Genomic DNA, 25805 nt, shown 5'->3' with positions numbered 1-25805 from the left:
TAACTTACAATCATGGTACCCAGCTTTCATGCGACTACAATTTGTGCTGTAAGACATAACGGACAGGCAGCTATAGCAGGTGATGGACAGGTTACATTCGGAGAGAGTGTTATTATGAAGACGACGGCCAGAAAAGTCCGTCGCCTGTACAGAGGACAAGTAATAGCAGGCTTTGCGGGGTCCGTTGCGGATGCTATTACCCTATTCGAAAAATTCGAGGGCAAGCTGGAGGAGCATCATGGGAACCTGCAGCGGGCTGCAGTTGAATTAGCGAAGGACTGGCGTCAAGATCGTATTCTTCGGAAGCTTGAAGCTTTGATGATTGTTATGGATAAGGAAGGAATGCTCCTGATCTCCGGAAATGGTGAAATTATCGAACCGGATGATGACGTTCTTGCGATTGGTTCCGGTGGTAATTTTGCGCTGGCTTCAGGTCGAGCACTCAAACGTCATGCACCCAATCTTTCCGCTGCGGATATTGCTAGAGAATCGCTTCAGGTAGCTTCTGAAATTTGTGTGTACACTAATTCCAACATTATTGTTGAACAATTATAGACTCAGTGCCATAGAGACAAGGAGGAATTCACGATGGTGAATCAATCGCTTACACCCCGTCAAATTGTAGCCGAATTGGATAAATATATCGTAGGTCAGAAGCAAGCCAAGAAATCGGTAGCCGTTGCGCTTCGTAACCGGTATCGGCGCAGTCTGCTAGCAGAGGAACTGCGTGATGAAGTCGTTCCTAAGAACATCTTGATGATCGGACCTACAGGTGTGGGGAAGACAGAAATTGCCCGGCGTCTAGCAAAGCTTGTTAATGCACCGTTCATCAAAGTGGAGGCCACTAAATTTACTGAAGTCGGTTATGTAGGTCGAGATGTGGAATCTATGGTTCGTGATCTGGTAGAGACTTCTATTCGTATGGTGAAGCTTGAGCGTACGGAGAAGGTTAAGGATCGTGCGGAAGAACTGGCTAATGAGCGGATTGTTTCTATATTGGTCCCTTCCTCTTCCAAAAATAAATCACAAAAGAATCCTTTCGAGATGATTTTTGGAGGGAATTCTGCCCAAGAGGACTCTAAAGAAGACGCTGAGCAGGATGGAAGCCTAAGTGAACGCCGCCGTGGGGTTAGATTTAAGCTGTTAGCTGGTCAGCTGGAAGATGACATCATTGAAATTGATGTTGAGGATACAGCGCCAACTATGATGGATATGTTTGCAGGTCAAGGAAATGACCAGATGGGTATGAATATGCAAGAGATGTTCGGCAGTTTGCTGCCTAAGCGGACCAAGAAACGTAAGCTTCCTATTCGGGAAGCGCGCAAGGTACTCATTCAGGATGAGGCGGCCAAGCTGATAGATATGGATGATGTGATCCAGGAATCCGTGACTCGGGCTGAACAATCAGGCATTATTTTTATCGATGAAATCGATAAAGTAGCAAGTCAGGGAAAAGGGTCTGGACCGGATGTGTCGCGTGAAGGCGTGCAACGGGATATTTTGCCGATTGTAGAGGGCTCGACCATTATGACGAAATACGGTCCTGTGAAGACAGACTATGTACTCTTTATGGCTGCCGGAGCTTTCCATATTGCTAAGCCTTCAGATTTGATTCCAGAACTTCAAGGTCGTTTTCCGATTCGCGTAGAGCTGAGTAGTCTAACGTTAGAGGATTTCGTTTCTATTTTGACGGAACCAGAGAATGCTTTAACTAAACAATATGTGAATCTGCTTAAAACAGAAAATTTAGAAGTGGAATTCCAGAAGGATGCTATACATGAGATCGCCAAAATAGCGGCTTCAGTGAATCAAAATATGGAGAATATAGGTGCTCGGCGTCTTCATACTATTTTGGAGAAGCTGTTAGAGGATCTTTCTTTTGAAGCACCTGAGCTGACTTTAGAAAAAATGGTTATTACCCCGGAGTATGTGCGCGAGAAATTGGCAAGTATAGCTCAGGATCGTGATTTAAGTCAGTATATTCTTTAAAGCGACAAAAAAACAAAAAATCTATGTATTTTGAATTTGGGCATAACGGATTAGATAAATTACAAATTGGTGTCGCGAAAACGTAAAATTATGTCAAAACATGCAATTAAAAAGAAAAAAATGAGTTGAAAATGTAAATAAATAGTAATAAAGTGCTAAAAGCCCTGTCTTTTCTAAAAAGATAGGGCTTATTTCTTATTGTAATAATATACAAATTAAATGAAAATCAATGTATGTGAAAATGCTAAGTGTTATTCATTGCGACAGCGTTCGACGGAATACCGTAAATTTAGAGTATTTTTTTCTTTATTTGTCGAAAGCAAGCAGGTTTTTTGATGGAAGTTGTGGAATTCTTTTCATTATGATAGCTTTGAAAGGAGGAATTGTCTTGGGATTGCTGAATAGTGTCAGTTTTCAACGATTGCAGGGAGGCATTGATGCTGCCTATAAACGACAAAATGCTCTAGCAAATAATGTGGCTAATCAAGATACGCCCAATTTCAAACGTTCTGATGTTTCATTCGAAAGTATCCTGCAACAACAGGAAAGTGGAATCCAATCTACACTTAGAGCGAAAGTTTCGGATACCCGGCATTATCAATTTGGCAGCAACACAATTGTTCCCGCTGCTGTTGAAAATACTGATGAAACTACCTCTATGAACAATAACGACAACAATGTGGATGTAGATCGCGAAATGGCGTTAAGCGCAGAGAATCAGCTTAGGTATAGTTCTTATGTTGAACAGATTAACAGTCAGATTTCGATGATGCGAGCCGTAATTCAAGGAGGATAAGAGAGTATGAACTTTGGAAGTAGTTTTGGGATCAGCGCATCTGCATTAACGGCTCAACGGTTGCGGATGGATGTAATTTCTTCCAACGTAGCCAATGCTGAAACTACAAGAGCATCCGTGGTGGATGGCAAGGCTGTTCCTTACCGACGTAAGTTGGTTGTTTTGGAAACGAACGAAAGTAATAAATTCTCGAATATACTAAATTCGAAAATGAATAATAGCAATGAAGGGGTTAAGGTGCAGTCGATCATAGAAGATACTTCACCATTGAAGCCGGTATACAATCCGAGCCATCCTGATGCGGATGCTGAAGGATATGTCTATATGCCAAACGTAGACATTACCAAAGAAATGGTTGATATGTTATCTGCATCTCGTTCTTATGATGCCAATGTTACGATGCTTAATGCATCCAAGGCTATGGTAAGCAAGGCACTCGAAATTGGTAGATAAATGAATGTTGATTAACTTAAGGGGGGAAACAGTTGATACAGAATATATCTAATGGGGTTCAGGCTGTACAGCAGCTTGCTATGAAACCGACAACTTCCGAAGTTTCATCCACTCCTGCTAATTCGATGGAGAGCTTTGGCTCTTATCTTGAGGATGCGCTCAATAAAGTGGCTGATCAGGAACAACAAGCTAAGGATATGAGTAATAAATTTGTATTGGGAGAAGTGAACATTGACGAAGTGATGATTTCTTCCCAACAGGCTCTACTGAGTTTACAGTTGACTACACAAGTCCGGAACAAAGTGATTGAAGCCTATCAAGAAATTATGAGAACTCAAATATAATAAATCCTAGCTTAGTTTCGGATGGGGTGACACTGTGAATGAAAGATTTGCCCAATATCGGGAGAAGGTTCTCTTGTATTGGAACAGATTTAGTGGTAAACAGAAGATTTTATTCTTTTCAACATTGTTTATCATTCTAATAATAATCGTAGTTATGACCATGCAGCTTTCAAAAACAGAATATGAAGTAGCATTTCAAGATTTGGACAGTACGGATTCGGCTGGAGTAATGAAAGCCTTAGATTCAGCAGGTGTTTCATACCGATTAAGTCAAGATGGAAAGAGTATTTCTGTACCAAGTACAGAAGCAGCTCGGGTCAAGGTGGATATCGGTTCTCAGGGGATTGTTCAAGGTGGCTCTATCGGATATAAAGTCTTTGACGAAAATTCGTCAATGATAGGTACAACAGATAGCGAGTTTAACGTGAAGTACAATAATGCATTAAACGGTGAAGTTGAACAGTTAATGAGACGTATGCAAGGGATTAAAGATGCAAAAGTGCTGATTAATTTGCCTAAAGAGACAGTTTTTGCCTCACAGGCTGATCAGGAGCAGGCGTCTGCATCCGTTGTGCTTTCATTTGATCCAGGATTTAGACCTACCCAAGACAATATTGACGGGTATTTCAATCTTGTGAAAACTGCTGTGCCTAATTTACCAATTGACAACATTACCATTGCAAATAATGAAATTGAATTAATGCCAACAGCTAAAGGTGGACAGGCTGGTGTCACAAACCAAGTTGAAGAAAACTTCGCTCTTCAGAAGAAATTCGAAGAAGAAGTAAAGAAAAATGTGAAACAATTCCTTAGCACTCTTACCGGTCCTGATAAAGTGGATGTTCTTGTGTTCTCAAAGTTGAACTTTGACAAGGAAAACCGGAAGGAAGATCTTGTTACCCCTGTGGATACAGAGAACATGAAGGGGATTGAGATCAGTTCACAAATAATTAGTAATTCGTATTCGGGTCAAGGTAACACGACTGGCGGAGTGGCTGGCACTGGTTCTCAAGATGTTACGGGCTATCCTTCTAATGCGGGTGCGGATACTTCTACCTCGGAGGAATCTTCGGAAACGAGGAACTTCGAAGTTAACCGAATTACTAAAGATGTTATTGCTAGTCCGTATACTGTTAAAGACTTAACCATAAATGTTGCAGTTGAACCACCTTCAGGAGAAAAAAGTTTAGATGATGCAACATCAGCTGCAATTCAAAATATTTTGGTGAATATTGTTCGCGCTTCTCTTGCAGATTCAGGTACTACATATACAGACGCTGATTTGACCAAAAAGGTTTCGGTCTACTCGCAACAATTTGGTGGCACCGATGCCAACACCGTTAAAGGTGGTCTCGCTTCTTGGATGATATGGGCTATCGGAGCAGCAGCATTGCTGGTTGGAGCAGGTGGAGGATATCTAATCTACCGGAGTCGTAAACAGACTGTGGAAGAGGAAGATGAAGACATTCCATTGCAGGTTCCTACTGAATTTCCTTCTATTAACTTGGAGAGCGTGACGAATGAAAGTCAAGTTCGTAAGCAATTGGAAAGTTTGGCCAAGAAGAAGCCAGACGAATTCGTAAATCTGCTGCGTACATGGCTTGCAGACGAACAGAGGTGAACTAATGGCAAAGGCTAGCCAGCAGGGACTTAGTGGCCGTCAAAAAGCTGCGATCCTGCTTATCACACTAGGGCCCGAGGTATCGGCGCAAATTTTCAAACATTTAAGAGACGAGGAGATTGAACAGCTGACTCTTGAAATTGCTAATGTTCGCAAAGTGGACAGCGGTGAAAAAGAGTCGATCATGTCTGAATTCCATCAGATATGCCTCGCCCAGGAATATATATCACAAGGCGGTATTAACTACGCTAAAGAAATTCTGGAGAAAGCGCTTGGGTCAACAAAAGCAATGGAGGTCATTAATCGTCTGACTGCAACATTGCAAGTAAGACCTTTTGATTTTGCACGAAAAGCGGATCCTAATCAGATTCTCAACTTTATCCAGAATGAAAATGTACAGACTATTGCACTTGTATTGTCTTATCTGCAATTTGAACAAGCTGCTGCAATCCTTTCCTCACTTCCTCAAGAGAAGCAGGCAGAGGTGGCGAGAAGAATTGCTGTGATGGACAGTACCTCTCCAGAGGTAATTACGCAAATTGAACGTGTGCTGGAGCAGAAGCTTTCCGCTACAGTAACCCAGGATTATACAAATGCTGGTGGTATCGAATCAATTGTACAAATCTTGAATGGGGTTGACCGGGGGACAGAACGTACGATTCTGGATTCTCTTGAAATTCAAGATCCAGAGCTTGCCGAAGAGATCAAAAAACGGATGTTCGTATTCGAAGATATTGTTAATGTGGACAATCGTTCAATACAGCGCATTGTTCGTGATATCGATAATGCGGATTTACAGCTTGCACTCAAGGTTGCCAGCGAAGAAGTACGGGATGTTATTTTCAGAAATATGTCCAAGCGTATGGCAGAAACGTTCCGAGAAGAAATGGAATACATGGGTCCTGTGCGGCTGCGTGATGTTGAAGAAGCACAGACTCGTATTGTAGGCACGATCCGCAGACTCGAAGAGTCTGGTGAAATTATCATCGCTCGTGGCGGAGGAGATGACATCATTGTCTAAGCTGATCAAACACTCCCAGTATGTTCCGGTTGATGTCTTTAAGAGACTGGAACAGGCCCGGCAATATGCGGGCCTAACTGAGGAGCCCGTTCCCGAGGAGACTTTAAGCGAGACTGACTATCATGATCCCGCACGTGAAGAGGCAGAAGAGACGCGTAAGCAAATGCTTAAGGACGCTCAGGATTTTGCTGAAGAGCAGGTTCGGAATGCATCTCTTGAAGCGGAACAGATTGTAGAGTCCTCGAAAGCGGAGGCTGAAGAGTGGTGGAAACAACGGCGTGAGCAGGATGAACATCTGATCGAAGCTATCAAAGCTGAAGCTCATCAGCAAGGTTATGAGGAAGGTGTTTCTCAGGCTGAGGAAGAGATGAAGCATAAGATCGCAGAGATGATGGAAGAAGCGCGTGCTGTTTTGACTGAGGCGTATAAAGCAAGAGAAGTGATTATTCAGGAAGCGGAGCCTTTTTTAGTAGAGTTAAGCTGTGATATTGCAGAGAAAATTGTGGACAAGCAGTTAACGGTAGAACCACAATTCGCAATGGACTTAATTCGCAAAAATCTGGCTCGTAAGCGAGAACAGGGTTTGATCTCACTTTGTGTATCCCCAGCGCAGTTCGCTTTTGTGAATGCTGCTCGGGAAGAATTATCACTAGCTGTTGATTCACAGGCTGAACTGCAAATCTTGCCCGACTCAACGGTAAAAGACCAAGGATGTGTTATCCGCTCTTCCTTTGGCAGCATTGATGCTCGAATCGACACTCAGCTCGCAGAGATCAAGAAAGAGCTGGTAAGAATTGCGCTGGACACCGATGAGCAGAGAAATGGGGAAGACGATGCTTAATAGCAACCGTTATAAGGAGCAACTTCGTAATCTCGATCCGGTGAGGATCAATGGGAAAGTGACGCAGGTAATCGGTCTAATGGTTGAATCGGAAGGTCCTGACGCAAGTATAGGTGATGTATGCTACATCTACCCTTCTAAAGGAAACAAACCGCTGCAAGCTGAGGTCGTTGGTTTCCGTGATAACAAGGTACTATTGATGCCACTTGGTGAACTGCAGGCGATTGGACCTGGTTGTGATGTAGTGGGCACTGGTAAGCCGCTTAGCGTGCAAGTAGGTTCTGAATTGTTAGGAAAAGTACTGGATGGTCTGGGGCAGCCGCTTGATGGCTCTCTCATTCCAGCACGAATGCCACATAGCTCTACCTTTAATATTCCTTCCAATCCACTTAATAGACCGCGGGTGCAGGAACCCATCAGTATTGGTGTGAGAGCGATTGATGGTTTGCTAACGATTGGCAAGGGACAGCGGGTCGGTATTTTTGCTGGCTCGGGGGTCGGCAAGAGTACTTTGATGGGGATGATTGCCCGGAATACATCGGCCGATGTAAATGTTATTGCTCTGATTGGTGAGCGTGGCAGAGAAGTATTGGATTTCATCGAACGTGATTTAGGACCAGAGGGCTTGCAGCGATCCGTAGTAATTGTTGCTACCTCTGACCAACCTGCATTGATTCGCATAAAAGGTGCTCTTATCGCTACAACGATTGCCGAGTATTTTCGCGATCGTGGCCTTAATGTAATGCTGATGATGGATTCGGTCACCCGTTATGCCATGGCCCAACGTGAAGTTGGACTTGCAGTTGGAGAACCGCCAGCCATGCGGGGATATACACCTTCGGTGTTTGCCAGCTTACCCAAACTGCTGGAACGCGCCGGTACAGGTCCTACAGGCTCTATAACAGCCTTCTATACGGTACTGGTTGATGGTGATGACATGAACGAGCCAATCGCAGATGCAGTCAGAGGAATACTTGACGGACATATTGTACTCAATCGAAATATTGCTAACAAAGGACACTTTCCAGCAATAGATGTTCTTTCCAGCATAAGTCGAGTAATGAAGGATATTGCTCCAGAAGAACAGATTGCAGCAGCGGAGAATGTGAAACGCCTTATGGCCGTTTATAAGGATTCAGAGGATTTGATTAATATTGGAGCTTATCAAAGAGGCTCTAATGCTCAAATTGACGAGTCGATGGAATTTATCGACAGTATATGGGATTTCACCAAACAAAAGGTGAATGAAAAAGTTACGCTGGCTGAAGTTCAACAGTCTTTAATTTCACAGTTCTCAAGGAGTTGATTCGGTATTATGAGGTTTCATTATACTTTTCAAAAAGTCGTTGACTTGAAGGGCAATGAGAAGACACAGGCAGAATGGATGCTCTCAAGCGCGCTTGGAGAATTGCAGGCACAGGAAAGAAGCCTGGATGAACTCATCTTTCAGCGGAGTGCTATCATGCTATCCTTACAAAATGCCGCAGAGCAAAAGACACCTATGATTAAGATTCGTGAAATGCAGGAGTATGTGGAATATCTGGATAAATGCATTGCCCGTAAGCATACGGACATTAGCCGTGCACATCAAGAAGTCCAGAAGAAACAAGATCAGTTAAGCACTAAGGTTTTAGATGAAAAAGTATGGTTGAAGGCAAAAGACAAGGCTGAGACACTGTTTCAGCAAAGTATGATTTTACGGGAACAAAACGAACTGGATGAGATGGCAACCGTCCGCTTCGCGATGAAATCCCTCTAACCCGGGAGGTTTCCGCTAGTGGCTAATATTGATAATGATATGGAACTTGAAAATGAAGGGTCAGCGGGGAAATTTGAGCGGTTCTTATTCTTAATGATACCGATTATCTTCACGCTAGTACTGCTTGGAGTACTGTTGACGCTTTTTAATATGGACATTCGTAATAATGTGCTTGAAGTTGCGAATAAAATTCCTATCCTGGAAAAATGGGTTCCTGATCCGCCTGCGGATCCTTCTAAACCGAAGGAAGAAAGCAAAAAGCAGGAAGTGAGCTCAGCGACAACGATTAAGGAGCTTAAAGCTCAGCTCGCCCAGCAGGAAGAAAACCTGAAGAAGGTTACAGAAGAAAAAACAGCCCAGGATACCAAGGTTCAGGCGCTAGAGTCACAGATTGAGGGAATGAAGAAGGAAGCTGAAACCGCAGAAGCAAGCACAGAAGAAACTGAAGATCCTTATCAGAAACAGGTTTCTGATTTGGCTAAGCTGTATGCGGGCATGAAAGCTTCGAAGGCTGCACCGATCATGGAGAATTTAACTACAGAAGAAATGGTACAGATCTTCAGTGTCATGAATAAAGCGAGTAAAACTGCGATTTTGGAAAAAATGGATCCGCAAAAGGCTGCAGATGTAACAATTAAGTTAAAAGAAACCACATCTTCGAGTGACATGGCGATCGCAGCCCTTCAATCTAGATTGAAGAAAGATGCCGGCACAACAGCAACAGCAACAACCAGTAAGAATTTGGATAAGGAAAAGTTGAATCAGACCTTCAGCTCAATGACTCCTGCTAATGCAGCATCGTTACTAGGAGAAATGTACAAGATTAGCCCTGATAAGGTCGTGACGATTATGAATACCGTAAGTGATAGTGTTCGTTCATCTATTTTGGGAGAAATGACTAAAAATGATAGCGCGCAAACTGCGAAAATTGTTAATCGTCTGATGGGTGCTAAATAGATAGGGAAAGGAGGTGAAAAATAAATGAGTTTAGTCGTTCAATCGCTTGTGAGTGCAAACGCAACTGCAGTAAACGGGAGTTCATCGACTACAACGGGCACAACAACGACGGGTGCACCATTTGCTCAAACCCTGGTACAAACCATGGGAGGCAATGCCAACACCCCGTCGACTCCAGCTGAACCCCTATTGGGAAATCTAGCTTTTTTGCTGCAAGGCCTTTTAAAGGAAGTGCAGCCGACTGGAGAAGAGCAAGCAGGGCAAGACACTCAGAAGGGTGAGCTCCTTGAAAAACTTGCTGCTGATGTTGAGAAGCTGGATGAAAGTATCAGTAGTGATCCAGCTCTGTTGGTAGCCTTGCAAGCTTGGATTCTTCAGGTATCTGCACTTCTATCTGGAAGCCATGCTCCAGAGAATGGTACTACTACAACGGAAGCAGAAGTGGCTGGAAGCTTGTCACCATTGGCACAGAATGCTGATACATTAAGATTTGCAGTTCAAGATGACTTGCAAAGTTTAGTTTCTATGATTCAAGAAGCTGCAGTAAGTGGCAATGAGGAAGTTGCAACTAAGGGAATCAGTTTATTGAATAATTTCACAGGGCTTTTAGAAGAGTCCTCCTCTAACACTAATAAGGGGAAGGGAAAGACCAGCAATGTGAGTATTAATTCTGATTCTTCCTTACAACAGCCCGTTATTACTGAAAGCAAAAATAACCCAACGGATAAAACAATTCAGAATGTGAGCAGTCGTTCCGGAGAAGCTGTTGTAGTGAAAAATGATACGGTTGTAAGCTCGCCTGTGACATCAGGAACTGTGCAAGAAGCTGAAGCAGAGACTGCGAACACACCGTTAATCAAGACAGGCGTAACCGGGGAAACGAAGACAACAGAATCTGCTCAAGATTCCCCGCTAGGAATTACAGCTAACGAAGGGGATCATGAGGTTGTTACTGCGGGGCAGTTATCTCTGCGCGGAGGAATTACAGCACCGCTGAAGGCTGAAGTGCCAACAGCACCTGTTCCGGTTCAGCAATTTGCTCAGGAAATGACAGGTTTCATTACGGGTAAATTAGAGATTGTGCAAAAAGGTGGTATCGCTGAAGCGACTATATCCCTTTTTCCAGAAAATCTCGGACAAGTTGATGTTAAGATCACCATGCAAAATGGTCATTTAGTTGCCCAGTTCATGACTGAACATTCCGGCGCTAAAGACATGCTGGAACAACAAATGAACCAGCTTCGTGCTGCATTGCAATCTCAAGGTCTTCAAGTGGAGAAGCTGGAAGTTACGCAAAATAATACCCCTCTTAATTCGCAATGGGGGCAGGAAGGACGCCAACCTAATTCCGGAAGTGGACAGCAGGGTAGACGCTCCAAAGAAAGCAGAGAGGAAGCCAGTGATGCTGTTCTAGCCGCAGAGCTGAATGGTGAATGGAAGGACTGGGTTTCAAATGCGGGACAAGAAGATCAGTCCCAAGGTGGATCTTTTTCTGCTAAGGCTTAACTTTAATAACAAAGGAAAGAGAGGTGAGTGGTTATGGCGACAACAGTTCCGGTCTCTACTAAAGATCAGTGGAATTATACAACTCCCGACTCTAGTGCACGCACAACGGGTAATTCTACTTTAGGTAAGGATCAGTTTTTGAAAATTTTGATTACTCAGCTGCAAAATCAAGATCCGATGCAACCGATGGAAGATAAAGAATTTATTGCGCAAATGGCCCAGTTTACATCCGTGGAGCAATTGATGAATATCTCAACTCAGCTTACGGCTATGAATCAGTCCCTTGGATCTGTATCCGGGTTGATCGGTAAAGATATTACATGGACAGACGCCGCCACAAAGCTGCCTAAAACAGGTAATGTTGAATCTATCGTTGTTAGCAATGGTATTCAATATGCGGTTGTGGGGAAAGACAGAATTGCTTTAACCGATATTACACAAATTCAGAATGCCGCAGCAACGCCAGAAGGCGGTTCTGGTACAGATAGTAATACTCCGGAGAATAGCGGAGGAAGCGGGGCGACCATATGAGTGACAGGCTTACTATAGGCCAACTGTATCCTGCGTCCCTGCATTCCTCAACGTTACAACGATCTTCGCTGCCTAAGCAGTCTGTGGCGGGGGAAGCTTCTTTTGAGAGTCTACTGCAACAGAAACTATTAAAATTCAGCAATCATGCTGCTAAGCGCCTAGAACAAAGAGGGATAGAGCTTGGAAGCGGCCAGCTGGATCAAATTTCATCTGCTGTGGATAAAGCAGCTGCTAAGGGAAGTAAAGAATCCTTGATATTAATGAAGGATTTGGCTTTTATCGTTAGCGTTCCTAATCGCACAGTAGTTACTGCTATGGATGGTAACTCGATCAAAGATAATGTATTTACACAAATCGATAGTGCAATAGTGATTTCATAATAGGCTGGTCCTAACGGAAAGCCGAGGCGGCCGCTGACCGACTGACGCGGTCCCAATTCACTTGGAAAGTTATTAGGACTCTATAATCTGGGAGGACATTAAACATGTTAAGATCAATGTATTCAGGGGTTTCAGGAATGAGAGGCTTTCAAACTAAGCTTGATGTAATCGGTAATAATATTGCTAACGTAAACACTATCGGGTTTAAATCCGGACGTGTTATGTTCAAAGATATTATGAGCCAAACTGTTTCTGGTGTTACAGCACCGGGTGAGGATGGTCAAGGTGGGGTGAATGCTAAACAAATAGGGCTAGGAGTTAGTATTGCATCTGTTGATACTCTTCACTTAGCTGGTAGTGCTCAAACTACTAATAACCCGACAGATTTACGTATCGATGGGGATGGATTTTTTCTAGTTAAGCTTACTGAGGATCAGGAGACTGCATTTTTGACCCGCGCTGGAGATTTCCACATTGACGCTGCGCGTAATCTGGTTACCGCTGACGGACTCCATGTTTTAGATTCCGAAGGTGGGCTCATTCAATTAGGAGACGATGTAACGGCGTTTTCTATTTCTAATGATGGAACGATTGTACAGACCTTGGCAGATGGAACAACTGGAGCCGGAGTGAAGATTGGTGTAGCTAAGGTTACTAACCCATCTGGTCTGGAGAAAATCGGAGGCAATCTATACCGTATGACACTTAATGCGAATGCAGAAGGCGAACTAGTTCCGACTACAGCAAATAATACAGAAGATGGAACCGGAGCAATCATCTCTGGACAGCTGGAAATGTCCAATGTAGATCTTACCAGTGAATTTACAGAAATGATCGTATCACAGCGTGGATTCCAGGCGAACTCACGTATCATTACAACTTCTGATGAAGTGCTGCAGGAAGTAGTAAACCTGAAGCGTTAATTTAATCAATAATTTCTAAATTTTCTTAAATGGTTCATGCGGAGTCGTGGGGGAGTTACTCCTCCCCCTATTTTGTTAGGAGGCCTGTTATGATATCGGTAACGAGATTAAATGGAACACCGATGTGGATCAATGCCCTACTGGTCGAAATGGTAGAAGAAAGCCCGGATACATATATTACGCTCGTAACTGGAAAAAGACTAATCGTTCTCGAAAAAGCCGATGAGGTTATTACGAAGATCCGGGATTATAACAGGGACATAGGCACATATGCTGCCACCATTAAAATCCAGTCAATGGAGGAGCTAACATGAAAAAGATGATGCCGTGGCTTATCACGATATTACTAGCGATTACTCTGATCGTGGTCGCCGCATTTTTACTAATGGACAGGATCTTTCCGAAAGATACGAACGAGGTAAGTGCTGCTGTTCAAAATGTGGAAACAAAACATTTAACTGCAGATGAAATCGTCGAATTGACGGCAGAGATCATTGATATCAAAACAAATCTTGCTGATCCCGATTTTATCCTTCAAGTAGATTTCGCCTTCCAACTAAGTTCTGCGAAATCAAAGGAAGAATTCGAAAAAATAAAAGAGATCAAAATCAAACCAATAATTATCAAGACGCTTGCAGATACCAAACCTGAGGACCTTAATGGAGCGAATGGAAAAGATCAGCTTAGCAGTAAGCTTATTAATCTGATCAATAAGACATTGACTGAGGGCCAAATTACTCAGATCGAAATCACCAAATTCCTTTTGGCTTCTGTGTAGCTTTATTCCTGATAATTCTTTGATGGGGGGGTGATTGAATTGGTTGATGTACTATCACAAAACGAAATTGATGCTCTACTTGCTGCACTTTCTTCAGGTGAGATGGACGCCGATGAACTAAAAAAGGAAGAAACTCAGAAGAAAATCCGCTCTTATGACTTTAAACGGGCTGTCCGCTTTTCCAAAGATCATATCCGCAGTCTTACACGGATACATGACAATTTCGCCCGTTATCTTACAACGTATTTTTCAGCCCAATTGCGCACCTTCGTTCAGATTAATGTCGTTCAAGTAGAGCAGCTCCCTTATGATGAATTTATTCGCTCCATACCGAAAATGACGATATTGAACATTTTTGAAGCAGAACCTTTAGAGGGCCGCATGGTAATGGAAGTTCATCCTAACATTGCTTTTGCTATGCTGGACAGGTTGCTTGGAGGCTTTGGAACTGCACCTTCTAAGATTAATGCTCTTACTGAGATCGAAACAACAATTATGGAGCGTATCTTTAGTAGATGTTTTGAGAGTCTGCAGGAGGCTTGGAAAACGGTGCTGGATATTCATCCGCGGATGGAAGCTCTCGAGACGAACCCGCAGTTCATGCAGATTGTATCGCCCAATGAGACCATTGCATTAATCTCTCTAAGTACCAAAATTGGAGATACAACGGGCATGATCAATCTTTGTATACCGCATGTCGTTCTAGAGCCTATCATGTCCAGACTTTCTGTTCATCAATGGTTTGTGACAGAGAAGAAGACACGGGATGAAGATGAGCTTCTAGCCATTAGAGCTAGAGTTCATAAAGCGAAGCTGCCGATTGTTGCTGAACTTGGAGAATCGAGCTTATCCATATCTGAATTCTTAGGGCTTAGTGTCGGTGATGTGATTTCTCTCAACAGAAACGTAGATTCTGGACTGTCGATTAAGGTAGGGGAGAAGCTTAAGTTCATCGGAAGTCCCGGAATGGTTAAAGATCGGGTAGCCGTGCAAATAGACGAAATTGTCAATGAAGGAGTTGAAGAATTTGACGAGTAAAGATTATTTATCCCAAGAAGAAATCGACGCCCTTCTGAGACAATCTGCGGAGGGCTCATTAGCTCCTACGGAGAAAACGGTAGATGACTATTTAACACCGTTTGAACAGGACGCTTTGGGCGAAATTGGTAATATAACGTTTGGCAGTGCAGCAACAGCACTTTCCACTTTACTAGGGAAAAAAGTAGATATTACAACCCCTCAAGTTTCGATCATTACACGCGGGGAGTTTGAAATTGCTTTTCCTAAACCGCATGTAGCTGTTCACGTTCAATATGTGGATGGGTTTCAAGGCATTAACTCACTAGTTATTAAGATTAGGGATGCGCAGGTCATTGCCGATTTGATGCTTGGCGGTGCTGGCGAACCTCAGGATGAAGAGTTGAACGAAATTCATATTAGCGCTGTGCAAGAAGCTATGAATCAAATGATGGGTTCTTCTGCTACATCGATGTCTACGATTTTTAATCGTTTTGTTAATATCTCGCCTCCGGGTATCGACATTTTGAATATGTCCAGCGGAGAAGGAGTAGGCAGTCTGCCAGACGATGAGACCTTAATTCGTATTTCGTTCCGGCTTAAAATTGGTGATTTGATAGATTCTACTATTATGCAGCTCTTGCCTGTTCAGTTCGCAAAAGATATGGTATCCATGCTTCTTGGTGATGTTAGTCCTGCAGAGGAGGAGGCAGCGGTCACAATGGCTGAAACACCTGCCGTGACTAATTCTGCTGAGACACCACCTCCAGCACCTCCGGTGCAACAGGCGCCCTCACAGCCCGCAGGAGGAACGCAACCACCATATCCACCGCAGGGTATGCCACCGTATCCAGGGATGCCAGAAGGCGGGTATTATTATCCTCCAGCGGGTATGCCAGCATACGGAATGCCTGGGATGCCACCATACGGTATGCCACCGCAAGGGATGCCATATGGACAGACACCACCGCTTAATTCTGAGGCAAATCGCAATGTAAATGTACAGCCTGTGCAATTTGCAAATCTGAATGGTGGGGCCTTTGGTCATATTGATGAAAATAATTTAAATTTATTGATGGACATACCGCTTAGAGTAACCGTAGAATTAGGAAGGACCCAGAAGCAGATCAAAGATATTTTAGAAATGTCACAAGGCTCAATTATTGAGCTGGACAAGCTCGCAGGTGAGCCTGTAGATATTTTGGTTAACAACAAGCTTATTGCCAAAGGTGAAGTCGTTGTTATCGACGAAAACTTTGGCGTACGCGTTACGGATATCGTCAGCCAGTGGGACCGAATTCAGAAATTACAATAAGCATACTTAGGGAGGATTTTGTAAAAATGGCTAACCGAATTCTAATCGTGGACGATGCAGCATTTATGAGAATGATGATCCGTGACATTTTGTCGAAAAACGGATTTGAAGTAGTGGGCGAAGCTCAGGACGGTTCTCAAGCGATAGAAAAATTCAAGGAACTGCGTCCGGACCTCATCACGATGGATATTACTATGCCTGAGATGGACGGAATCGCCGCCCTGAAAGAAATCAAAAAAGTAGATCCGGCTGCAAAGGTTATTATGTGTTCAGCCATGGGCCAGCAGGCTATGGTTATCGATGCAATCCAAGCAGGAGCTAAAGACTTTATTGTGAAGCCTTTCCAAGCTGACCGGGTTATCGAAGCTATTAACAAAACGTTGGGCGCGTAGGATAAAGTCATGTTATATTCCGAAGCGTTCGGAAGCAGTAACACCCTGCTGAATTTGTTTAAAGTTATTATTGTCCTGGCGATAATCATTGTACTTATAGTGGTACTAATTCGTTTTCTTGGACGACGTAATCAGACCTTTATGAGCAACCGTTCCATAAGAACGCTTGGTGCAATTGGGCTTGGACCTAATAAGTCGATGCAGGTTATCGAACTGGGAAGCAGTCTTTACTTAATCGGGATTGGTGAGAATATATCCATTTTGGATAAAGTCACCGATCCGGATGAGGTAGCATTGATCATTGCGGCATTTGAGGATCAGTCCTCTAACCAGAATAATTTCCTCGCACCGCTTATTGCCAAGGTTAAGGTAAAGCTGCGTGGGGAGGTTCCATCTCAGGAAATTGAACTTAGTGAAACATCATCTTTTTACGAGACTCTGCAATCCAAGCTTCGTTCTGCACCAGAGCGTAAAGAGAAAATGGAAGAGCTGCTTCGGGATGATGTTACTAAGGATGAGTCGAGGAATATATGAAAAAGAAGCTAATTCTTGCTATTCTGCTGTTCGGTATTATCAGTGTGGTTATGATGACGCCGATACATGCTGATCCTATACCTAATGTTAATATTCAGGTCGGTAATGAAGGTTCAAGCAGTGGTACCAGTTCCATATCAATTCTTCTTCTTGTTACGGTTCTGAGTATTGCTCCGGCGTTTCTGGTTCTTATGACTAGCTTTACTAGAATTGTAATCGTATTAGGTTTTGTGAGAACATCGCTGGGTACTCAGAATATGCCTCCGAACCAGGTGCTGGTAGGACTTGCTCTGTTTCTGACCCTGTTCATTATGTCACCAACGCTGGCCACTGTGAATGAAAACGCGTTGCAGCCGTATATGAAGGGGACAATCACCCAGACCGAAGCTTTTGATAAAGCTGCTGATCCGATGAAAGAATTTATGTTTAAACAGACGAACACCAAAGATCTTCTGTTATTTATGAAATACACCGGTTATACCGGATCTACTAAACCGGCTACATACAGTGATATTCCACTGACGGTGATGGTGCCAGCTTTCGCAATTGGTGAATTGAAAAAAGCTTTTACAATGGGCTTCTTAATTTTCATACCATTCCTGATTATTGATATTGTTGTGGCGAGCACGCTGATGGCCATGGGGATGATGATGCTTCCCCCGGTTATGATTTCATTACCTTTTAAAATAATGCTCTTTGTACTGGTAGACGGCTGGTACTTAGTCATTAAATCATTACTTCTTAGTTTTAACACCTGACCTAAAGAGGAGGCATGAGGGATGAGTACGGAGTTTATAATCGGGCTAGCAAGCCAAGCCGTATATTTAGTGCTGGAAGTCAGCGCACCCATGCTGATTCTTGGTCTGGTGGTAGGACTAATAATCAGTATTTTTCAGGCTACGACACAGATTCAGGAACAGACGCTAGCGTTTGTTCCCAAAATCGTCGCAGTGCTACTGGCTTTATTGCTATTTGGTCCGTGGATCGTCACGAAGCTGATTGACTTTACAAGCCAAATTTTGGGTAATCTCTATATGTATATTGGTTAAAGAATGAACATGGAGACCCTACTGCAAAGTTTACCCGTCTTTTTGCTTATTTTTTGTCGAATAACCGCTTTTTTTGTTGTCGTTCCTGTGTTCTCTTCACAAGGGGTCCCGACAACCTTTAAGATTGGCATTTCTTTTTTTGTAGCATTGGTTGTCTTTAGCGCTAATGGAACAGGACTTACAATCCCGCAGGATTTCAGTTATATTTTGCTGATTGCCAGAGAGATATTAATAGGTTTATTGCTAGGTTTCATTGGATATTTGATGTTTATGGCGATTCAGACAGCAGGTTCGTTTATAGATATTCAGATTGGCTTCGGTATTGCTAATGTCATTGATCCTATGACTGGAACATCTGCACCTGTTATCGGTAATTTCAAATATATGATTGCCCTGCTAATGTTTCTGAGCATGAATGGTCATCACCATCTGCTAGATGCTATTGTGTACAGTTATAAATGGGTTCCTATGAATAATGATTTATTTCTAGGCATGATTGACGGTAGTTTATCAGAGTTTCTGGTTCGAACATTTGTGCAGTCCTTTGTACTCGCTTTTCAAATGTCGGCTCCTTTAGTAACTGCGCTGTTTCTGACTGATGTTGGCCTTGCTTTCTTGGCGAGAACGGCTCCGCAATATAATGTATTTGTTATTGGGGTTCCGCTCAAAATCATTATAGGTCTTGCACTGCTTTTAGTGCTCATGCCTGGTCTGGCTGTGCTGTTTCAGAATCTCTTCGATATCATGTTCGAATCCATGGAGAATTTATTGAGTCTCATGGGGAAGAGTCCGTAGGTGACCGTAAGGGGAGCGTATTATGCCTAAGACGAAGCGGTATAGACTGGATCTTCAACAATTCGCCGGTGAAAAGACGGAAAAAGCAACCCCGAAGAAACGGCAAGATGCTCGTAAGAAGGGTCAAGTAGCCAAAAGTGCTGAGCTATCCGGTGCAGTTGTATTGTTATCAGCAATAGTTAGCTTGATGATGTTTGGTGGTTTTATGAAAGAACGTTTCATGAAGCTATATATGGACGTATTTCAGAATCAAATGACGATGGAGGTTACTCCTGAGAATATAACGCTGCTATTTAATCAATATGGACTACAAATACTGATTTTGCTAGCTCCATTACTTGGAATAGTTTTTGTTATGGCGCTTGTAAGCAATTTGGCGCAGGTGGGATTTATGACCACAGGAGAGGGGATCACCCCTAAATTCAGCAAGATTAATCCGATAAAAGGGTTCAAAAATATTTTCTCCATGCGTTCGTTTGTCGAGTTCCTGAAATCCATATTTAAGCTTCTAATTATCGCTTATCTGGTATATAGCACTTTATGGGGAGAAAAGAAGAACTTTGCATCCCTGTCGCATATCAGTGCGGAGGGGATTTTTAAATTTGCGGCCAAGCTGACGATGAGTCTTGGTTTGAAAATCGGGGCTGCCCTATTGGTTATGGCTTTTCTGGACTACATGTATCAGAAATACGAGCATGAAAAAAGCCTAAAAATGTCCAAGCAGGATATCAAGGATGAATACAAAAAAATGGAGGGTGACCCTCTAATCAAAGGTAAGATCAGGGAACGCCAACGTAGAATGGCCATGCAGCGTATGATGCAGGAAGTTCCAAATGCGGATGTAATCATTACGAATCCTACGCACTTTGCTGTTGCGCTTAAATATGACGGTACCAAGATGGAAGCGCCGCAGATTATAGCAAAAGGGCAGGATTATGTAGCACTTCGCATCCGGGAGCTGGCTAAAGAGCACGGCGTCGTGACTATGGAAAACAAACCGCTGGCACGGGCATTATTCCAAAGGGCAGAGATTGGAGATGTCGTTCCAAATGATCTGTTCCAGGCTGTGGCTGAAGTGCTGGCATATGTATATAAGCTTAAAGGTAAGAGGAGATAAGGCGGGGGGGTTAGGACATTGAAAGCTAAAGATTTAACAGTTTTGCTAGGCATCATCGGGATCGTGCTTATGATGATTCTGCCTATCCCGTCCTGGCTATTGGACGTTTTGCTTGTTATTAACATCTCAATCGCATTAATTATCATTCTGGTTGCTATGAATACGAAAAATGCACTCGAATTTTCAATTTTCCCTTCATTGCTCCTAGTAACCACACTGTTTCGTCTGTCACTTAACATCTCGACTACAAAACTGATCCTGACTTATGGAGATGCCGGTTCAGTGGTATCTACTTTCGGTAGCTGGATCGCTGGCGGACAAATTGCTGTTGGATTTATCGTGTTTCTGATCTTGGTAGTAGTTCAGTTTATTGTTATCACCAAAGGTTCAGAGCGCGTAGCTGAGGTAGGCGCTAGATTTACCTTGGATGCGATGCCCGGTAAGCAAATGAGTATTGATGCCGATCTTAACGCAGGCATGATTAACGAAACCCAGGCACGTGAGCGTCGTCGTAACGTAGAACGCGAAGCGGATTTTTTCGGAGCCATGGACGGTGCGAGTAAATTCGTTAAAGGAGACGCGATTGCGAGTATTATCATCTTGCTGATCAATCTCATCGGTGGATTTATCATCGGTATGATGGTTCACGGGATGGACTTTGCTACTGCGTTATCCACTTATTCTGTATTGACCATCGGGGACGGTCTCGTCAGTCAAATTCCAGCTTTGCTGATTTCGACAGCAGCCGGCTTGATTGTTACTAGAGCTTCTTCGGAAGGTAATCTTGCAGAAGAGCTGACAGGACAGTTGTTGTCCTATCCGAAATTGTTGTATATTGTCGCAGTTACGGTAGCTTTTCTTGGACTCTTTACACCCATACATATGATTACAACGCTCCCATTGGCCGGTTTGCTGGCTTTTGCAGCCTACCGTATGGGACAAAATTTAAATAAGAAACAGATTGCCGAAGAGCAACTTGTTGAAGAGAAGCAGATTGAAGAGGTACGAAGTCCGGAAAGTGTCATTAATTTGCTGTCAGTTGATCCCATTGAATTCGAGTTTGGTTATGGTCTTATTCCTTTGGCGGATACAGGTCAGGGAGGCGATCTGTTAGATCGTATCATCATGATTCGACGGCAATGTGCCCTAGAAATGGGTCTTGTAGTACCTGTTATTCGTATTCGCGACAATATTCAACTAAAACCGAATGAATATGTCATAAAAATTAAAGGAAATACAGTCGGTGGTGGTGAATTATTACTTAATCATTACCTTGCAATGAGTCCAGGATATGATGATGAATCTATAAACGGTATTGAGACCATCGAACCATCCTTTGGGCTTCCAGCATTATGGATTGATGAATCGGTTAAAGAGCGGGCTGAATTGTCCGGCTATACTGTAGTCGACCCTCCATCTGTTGTCGCAACACATCTGACGGAGTTAATCAAACGTCATGGACATGAGCTGATAGGAAGACAGGAAACTAAGATGCTGGTGGACAACCTTAGGGATAATTATCCAGTGCTCGTCGACGATCTTATTCCTTCCGTATTGGCGATTGGGGATGTGCAGAAGGTTCTTGCTAAGCTGCTTCGTGAAAAGATATCGATCAGAGATTTGGTTACGATTTTTGAGACATTGGCGGATTATGGGACATACACCAAGGATCCGGATATTCTCACTGAATATGTTCGTCAGTCCTTGTCTAGACAGATTACTCAGCAATTCTCACAAGTAGGAGAAACGCTGAAAGTCATCACGGTTGGACCTAATCTTGAAAAGAAAATTTCCGAGAGTGTGCAGCAATCTGAACAGGGAAGTTATTTGGCCCTAGATCCAACTTCGACACAAACGATCTATCAGCGGTTAAGTGAACAGATCAATCGATTGCTGCAGACAGGGCAACAGCCAATAGTGCTCACATCACCAACCATTCGTATGTATTTGCGGCAGGTGATTGAACGAACGATGCAGGACATTCCTGTACTGTCTTATAGCGAGCTAGAGCCTAACATTGAAATACAAAGCGTCGGAGTGGTGAATTTATGAGAGTAAAGCGTTACGTGGTCGATTCGATGCCTGACGCCATGCTTTCCATTCGCAACGAGCTTGGGAGCGAGGCCGTCATTTTAAGTACAAAGGAAATCAAAATCGGCGGATTTTTAGGATTATTTAAGAAGAAAAAAATAGAAGTTGTAGCAGCAGTAGAAAAGGCAGAGAAGAATAATGTTCCAAAAAAGCCGGCTGCGCCAGCGATGAACATTCCACGGAGTGCAGTACCACAGGCTTATCAAAAAGCGTCATCTGCTTCAACTACATCTTCTATACCTTCCGTACCTTCTGTTTCATTAGAAAAGCCAGAAGAGTCACGGACGTTTGCGGAGATTGCCGCAGCCTTATCAGAAGCTATTAATGTACAAGAATCGACAGCCAAGCAGGCAGAGCCAGAATCTGAGCAGAAACTTCCTGAATTAAATCTGGATGATGAACCTTCTGTATCAGCGTTGTATGAATCATTAGGATTAGAACAATCTTCACAGGTTGCCACCGGTCTCGAAAATGATGTTCTTCGTGAGATTAGAGATATGAAGCTCTGGATGGAGCGAATTGCCAGACACTCTTCAGGTGGAAGAGAATTGCCAGACAGTCTGCAGGAGTTACGGGATCTTTTGTTAGAGCAGGAAATGGATGCTGTGCTTGTTGAGGAATGGATCAGTAACATCTCGGAACGGTGGGTAGATGAAGGGCGTACATGGGGACCAGAGAAATTTATGGGGTCTCTTAAAGAACAGATTGACGGTTTCCTGACGGGGCGAATTGCTGATGGAATTGCCCGGGATACTCAAATTGTATATATTGCCGGACCTACTGGAGTTGGAAAGACCACAACCATAGCTAAGCTTGCGGCAGAACAGCTATTTAAGCACGGACGCAAGGTAGGGTTTATCACCTCAGATACGTATAGAATCTCAGCTGTTGAACAGTTGCGAACCTATGCTGCTATCCTCAATGTCCCACTGGAGGTTGTCCAATCGCCAGGAGATTTGCAAAGAGCACTCTTTCGCTTGGAGAGTTGTGATCTAGTATTAATGGATACAGCTGGCCGAAATTATCGCAATGATATGCTAGTAGCAGAATTGCAAAGCTTGCTTGCGAAGGAATTGAGAAGTGAAACCTATCTTGTGCTTAGCCTGACCTCCAAAAGCCGAGATATGAAACTTATTGCAGAGCATTTCGGCAGATATAGACTGGACAAGGTTATTTTCACAAAGCTGGATGAGACGGGGAGTTACGGCCCGCTCTTTAATGTCCTGAATGACTTCCCACTTACCTTGTCTTATATGACCGATGGTCAAAATGTACCTGATGATCTGCTTATGGCTACCAAAGGACAGCTTAGTGAGTTGCTTCTTGGAACAGGTGAAACATGATGGATCAGGCACAATCCTTAAGACAGCTTGTATCCAGTCAGGATTCTAAAGTAGCTGTAAGAGGGGGATCATCCGCCAGGATCATTACGGTGTGTAGTGGTAAAGGGGGCGTTGGTAAGTCGAATTTTACACTTAACTTCGCTCTAACTTTAAAAGCTATGGGCAAACGGGTTTTGCTGTTCGATGCAGATATCGGCATGGCTAATATAGATGTGTTGATGGGCGTATCGGCGAGATATAATCTATATCATTTGTTAAAAAGAGAAGCGGATATCGAGCAGATTATTCAATACGGTCCGAATTCGCTCCCTTTTATAGCAGGTGGTTCTGGAATGGATGAGCTATTTACTCTTTCAGAGTCTGATCTTGATTATTTCACAAATCAGATAGCACTTATCGCGGACAGCATGGATTATATTTTGTTCGATACAGGTGCTGGATTATCTAAGGAAACGATGAAGTTTATAACTTCTGCCGACGATTGCTTAGTCGTTACTACACCAGAACCAACAGCTATCACAGATGCATACGCATTAATGAAGGTTGTGAATCGTTCCTATCCTGAGACTTCCTTTAAATTGATTGTGAACCAGGCAGGTGATGAAAGGGAAGCCATAGCGACAAGCGACAAGATCCGAATGGCCGCCAGTCGTTTTTTGCAATTAGATATTTCTTATCTTGGTCATATAAGCTCAGATGCCCATGTAGTGCAGGCTGTCAAAAGGCAAACGCCTTTCACATTGGCTTTTCCAAACAGTATTGCTGCAAAAGATATACATCGGCTTGCCCTAAGTTATTTGACCATTGATTCTAAAAAGACCACAAAAGTCCAAGGGATTAAAGGCTTTATCCATAAATGGTTAAAGCGAAGTAAATAGTTGTTCTGAATTTGGGACAGAGGTGGAAATGATATGAAGCCATATAAAGTATTGGTTGTTGATGATTCGGCATTTATGCGCAAGATCATTTCCGATTTAATTGAAAATGACGCTGACTTTCAGGTGACGGCAACAGCAAAAAACGGTCGTGAGGCTATCGAAAAAATCAATGAGCTTCGTCCAGATCTGGTTACTATGGATGTAGAAATGCCAGAAATGAACGGCCTGGAAGCGCTGAAAATAATAATGGCCTCAGACCCTCTGCCAGTGATTATGCTGTCAGGGATCAATGAAGAGGGCATGAAGGAAACCATTCTTGCACTGGAATGGGGCGCTTTTGACTTTATTCGTAAACCTTCGATTACCAACTCTCAGGATATCATGGGAGTGGGAGAATCCTTAAGGGAACAAATGAAAGAGGCTATGATGGCCCGGGAGCAGCGCGAAGCACGTGCTTCTGCATTTAAGTTGCCAGACATACCGCCAGTAGAAGTCGCACCGCCAACTGTACCGAGAGTGATGCCCGGCAAACCCAAGGTAGAACCTAAAGCTTCACTCAAAAATGAAGTGACCAAAAAACCGCGGGTGAAGCAGCTGTTAGATCATACTGATCCTAAAAGAGCAGCAAAACCATTAATCCCTACTCCACCACCTTTATCAGAAAAGAGTAATGCAAGGTCAAGAGTAGAGAATAACGCTACCCCACCAAAACCGTTGCCTAAACCTAAAGTGGAAGTGTCTTCTGACGCTCCTGCAAATCCTCAGGTCCGGAAGTATGGGAGTAATGATCTGCAAAAGTTGGTTGCCGTGGGGTGCTCTACAGGTGGACCACGTGCTCTAAAGGTATTTCTGGAAAAGATTCCTGCGGATTTTCCAGCGCCTATTGTTATTGTGCAGCATATGCCGCCTAACTTTACCAAATCACTAGCCCAGCGACTGAATACCTTCAGCCCGCTAGAAGTGATTGAAGCTGAGCAGGGGATGATATTGCAAAAAGGAACTGCTTATATAGCACCTGGAGGCTATCATTTACAAGTTGTCCCATCCTCTAGAGGGCAATATGCGGTTGTACTCACAAAGGAGGAGGCACGTAATGGCCATCGACCTTCTGTGGATGTTTTATTTGAATCATTGCTGCCGCTCACATCGTTAGAACGTCATTTGTTACTAATGACAGGGATGGGTAGTGATGGGGCAAGAATGATGAAATCCTTATACGACTCTGGGGTAACCTCAACCTTTGCTGAAAGCGAAGAAACTTGTGTCGTATATGGAATGCCGCGATCTGCGGTGGAATTACAGTGCGTCCAGCACGTACTGCCTTTGCAAGAAATTGCTCCAAGGCTGGTGCAAGCTGTTAAATAACAGAAAAGCG

General features: G+C 43.4%; 29 protein-coding genes. All 29 read left to right on the top strand.

Annotated elements, in window-relative coordinates; genetic code table 11:
• Positions 1 to 12 precede the first annotated feature (12 nt).
• The 29 genes from hslV (at position 13) to NST40_RS19380 (ending at position 25795) form a co-directional block, all read left to right on the top strand.
• Positions 13 to 555 (top strand): ATP-dependent protease subunit HslV, encoded by a 543-nt coding sequence (gene hslV / locus NST40_RS19520; protein ID WP_036688562.1) that lies wholly within the window; start codon positions 13 to 15, stop codon positions 553 to 555.
• A gap of 33 nt (positions 556 to 588) precedes the next feature.
• Positions 589 to 1989 (top strand): ATP-dependent protease ATPase subunit HslU, encoded by a 1401-nt coding sequence (hslU, locus tag NST40_RS19515; protein WP_036688559.1) that lies wholly within the window; start codon positions 589 to 591, stop codon positions 1987 to 1989.
• Positions 1990 to 2377: 388 nt separating this feature from the next.
• Positions 2378 to 2785, top strand: coding sequence for a flagellar basal body rod protein FlgB (flgB, locus tag NST40_RS19510; protein WP_036688558.1), 408 nt, complete (start codon positions 2378 to 2380; stop codon positions 2783 to 2785).
• A gap of 6 nt (positions 2786 to 2791) precedes the next feature.
• Positions 2792 to 3238 carry a flagellar basal body rod protein FlgC gene (gene flgC / locus NST40_RS19505; protein ID WP_036688555.1) on the top strand — a complete coding sequence of 149 codons (447 nt, stop codon included), beginning with the start codon at positions 2792 to 2794 and terminating at the stop codon, positions 3236 to 3238.
• Positions 3239 to 3270: 32 nt separating this feature from the next.
• Positions 3271 to 3582: a flagellar hook-basal body complex protein FliE gene (gene fliE / locus NST40_RS19500; protein WP_076276201.1), complete on the top strand. Its 312-nt coding sequence runs from the start codon at positions 3271 to 3273 to the stop codon at positions 3580 to 3582.
• 34 nt (positions 3583 to 3616) lie between these two features.
• Positions 3617 to 5203 carry a flagellar basal-body MS-ring/collar protein FliF gene (gene fliF, locus NST40_RS19495; protein ID WP_076127802.1) on the top strand — a complete coding sequence of 529 codons (1587 nt, stop codon included), beginning with the start codon at positions 3617 to 3619 and terminating at the stop codon, positions 5201 to 5203.
• 4 nt (positions 5204 to 5207) lie between these two features.
• Positions 5208 to 6224 (top strand): flagellar motor switch protein FliG, encoded by a 1017-nt coding sequence (gene fliG, locus NST40_RS19490; RefSeq protein WP_036688550.1) that lies wholly within the window; start codon positions 5208 to 5210, stop codon positions 6222 to 6224.
• On the top strand, positions 6217 to 7065 hold the full coding sequence (locus NST40_RS19485; RefSeq protein ID WP_036688548.1) for a FliH/SctL family protein: 849 nt from the start codon (positions 6217 to 6219) through the stop codon (positions 7063 to 7065). Before fliG ends, NST40_RS19485 begins: the two co-directional genes overlap by 8 nt.
• Positions 7046 to 8371, top strand: coding sequence for a flagellar protein export ATPase FliI (gene fliI / locus NST40_RS19480; RefSeq protein ID WP_235219563.1), 1326 nt, complete (start codon positions 7046 to 7048; stop codon positions 8369 to 8371). The genes NST40_RS19485 and fliI overlap by 20 nt, the downstream gene beginning before the upstream one ends.
• Before the next feature lie 9 nt (positions 8372 to 8380).
• Positions 8381 to 8824, top strand: coding sequence for a flagellar export protein FliJ (gene fliJ / locus NST40_RS19475; protein WP_036688544.1), 444 nt, complete (start codon positions 8381 to 8383; stop codon positions 8822 to 8824).
• Between the two features lie 39 nt (positions 8825 to 8863).
• Complete coding sequence (locus tag NST40_RS19470) at positions 8864 to 9781, top strand: kinesin (protein WP_076220696.1); 918 nt, start codon at positions 8864 to 8866, stop codon at positions 9779 to 9781.
• A gap of 24 nt (positions 9782 to 9805) precedes the next feature.
• The gene (locus NST40_RS19465) at positions 9806 to 11287 is read left to right on the top strand and encodes a flagellar hook-length control protein FliK (protein ID WP_076220695.1); all 1482 of its coding nucleotides are present in this window, start codon (positions 9806 to 9808) and stop codon (positions 11285 to 11287) included.
• Positions 11288 to 11320: 33 nt separating this feature from the next.
• On the top strand, positions 11321 to 11818 hold the full coding sequence (locus tag NST40_RS19460; protein ID WP_076276202.1) for a flagellar hook capping FlgD N-terminal domain-containing protein: 498 nt from the start codon (positions 11321 to 11323) through the stop codon (positions 11816 to 11818).
• Positions 11815 to 12198, top strand: coding sequence for a TIGR02530 family flagellar biosynthesis protein (locus NST40_RS19455; protein ID WP_076221004.1), 384 nt, complete (start codon positions 11815 to 11817; stop codon positions 12196 to 12198). The genes NST40_RS19460 and NST40_RS19455 overlap by 4 nt, the downstream gene beginning before the upstream one ends.
• Positions 12199 to 12302: 104 nt before the next feature.
• Positions 12303 to 13121 (top strand): flagellar basal body rod protein FlgG, encoded by an 819-nt coding sequence (gene flgG, locus NST40_RS19450; protein ID WP_076221002.1) that lies wholly within the window; start codon positions 12303 to 12305, stop codon positions 13119 to 13121.
• 89 nt (positions 13122 to 13210) lie between these two features.
• Positions 13211 to 13435, top strand: a complete 225-nt coding sequence (locus NST40_RS19445; RefSeq protein WP_036688535.1) for a flagellar FlbD family protein — start codon at positions 13211 to 13213, stop codon at positions 13433 to 13435.
• The gene (locus NST40_RS19440) at positions 13432 to 13899 is read left to right on the top strand and encodes a flagellar basal body-associated FliL family protein (RefSeq protein WP_076100380.1); all 468 of its coding nucleotides are present in this window, start codon (positions 13432 to 13434) and stop codon (positions 13897 to 13899) included. Before NST40_RS19445 ends, NST40_RS19440 begins: the two co-directional genes overlap by 4 nt.
• A gap of 39 nt (positions 13900 to 13938) precedes the next feature.
• Positions 13939 to 14937, top strand: a complete 999-nt coding sequence (gene fliM / locus NST40_RS19435; RefSeq protein WP_036688529.1) for a flagellar motor switch protein FliM — start codon at positions 13939 to 13941, stop codon at positions 14935 to 14937.
• Positions 14927 to 16231 carry a flagellar motor switch phosphatase FliY gene (fliY, locus tag NST40_RS19430; protein WP_341004290.1) on the top strand — a complete coding sequence of 435 codons (1305 nt, stop codon included), beginning with the start codon at positions 14927 to 14929 and terminating at the stop codon, positions 16229 to 16231. The genes fliM and fliY overlap by 11 nt, the downstream gene beginning before the upstream one ends.
• Positions 16232 to 16257: 26 nt before the next feature.
• Positions 16258 to 16623 (top strand): response regulator, encoded by a 366-nt coding sequence (locus tag NST40_RS19425; RefSeq protein WP_076127811.1) that lies wholly within the window; start codon positions 16258 to 16260, stop codon positions 16621 to 16623.
• Between the two features lie 9 nt (positions 16624 to 16632).
• Complete coding sequence (locus NST40_RS19420) at positions 16633 to 17157, top strand: flagellar biosynthetic protein FliO (protein ID WP_076127813.1); 525 nt, start codon at positions 16633 to 16635, stop codon at positions 17155 to 17157.
• Complete coding sequence (gene fliP, locus NST40_RS19415; protein ID WP_076220247.1) at positions 17154 to 17915, top strand: flagellar type III secretion system pore protein FliP; 762 nt, start codon at positions 17154 to 17156, stop codon at positions 17913 to 17915. Before NST40_RS19420 ends, fliP begins: the two co-directional genes overlap by 4 nt.
• A 21-nt stretch (positions 17916 to 17936) precedes the next feature.
• Positions 17937 to 18206, top strand: a complete 270-nt coding sequence (gene fliQ, locus NST40_RS19410; RefSeq protein ID WP_076220246.1) for a flagellar biosynthesis protein FliQ — start codon at positions 17937 to 17939, stop codon at positions 18204 to 18206.
• Between the two features lie 9 nt (positions 18207 to 18215).
• On the top strand, positions 18216 to 19001 hold the full coding sequence (fliR, locus tag NST40_RS19405) for a flagellar biosynthetic protein FliR (protein WP_076276204.1): 786 nt from the start codon (positions 18216 to 18218) through the stop codon (positions 18999 to 19001).
• Positions 19002 to 19023: 22 nt separating this feature from the next.
• A complete protein-coding gene (gene flhB / locus NST40_RS19400) occupies positions 19024 to 20118 on the top strand; it encodes a flagellar biosynthesis protein FlhB (RefSeq protein WP_326047469.1) in 1095 nt (364 codons plus the stop codon).
• Between the two features lie 18 nt (positions 20119 to 20136).
• Positions 20137 to 22170, top strand: coding sequence for a flagellar biosynthesis protein FlhA (gene flhA / locus NST40_RS19395; RefSeq protein WP_036688509.1), 2034 nt, complete (start codon positions 20137 to 20139; stop codon positions 22168 to 22170).
• Positions 22167 to 23552 carry a flagellar biosynthesis protein FlhF gene (gene flhF / locus NST40_RS19390; RefSeq protein WP_076276205.1) on the top strand — a complete coding sequence of 462 codons (1386 nt, stop codon included), beginning with the start codon at positions 22167 to 22169 and terminating at the stop codon, positions 23550 to 23552. Before flhA ends, flhF begins: the two co-directional genes overlap by 4 nt.
• The gene (locus NST40_RS19385) at positions 23549 to 24430 is read left to right on the top strand and encodes a MinD/ParA family protein (protein ID WP_076276206.1); all 882 of its coding nucleotides are present in this window, start codon (positions 23549 to 23551) and stop codon (positions 24428 to 24430) included. The genes flhF and NST40_RS19385 overlap by 4 nt, the downstream gene beginning before the upstream one ends.
• A gap of 33 nt (positions 24431 to 24463) precedes the next feature.
• A complete protein-coding gene (locus NST40_RS19380) occupies positions 24464 to 25795 on the top strand; it encodes a chemotaxis response regulator protein-glutamate methylesterase (protein WP_342409909.1) in 1332 nt (443 codons plus the stop codon).
• Positions 25796 to 25805: the final 10 nt, after the last annotated feature.

The sequence above is a fragment of the Paenibacillus sp. FSL R10-2778 genome (assembly GCF_038593035.1).
Lineage (GTDB): Bacteria > Bacillota > Bacilli > Paenibacillales > Paenibacillaceae > Paenibacillus_AQ > Paenibacillus_AQ odorifer.
Note: the sequence above shows the minus strand (reverse complement) of the source record. Positions and strands in the feature narration are given on the sequence as shown.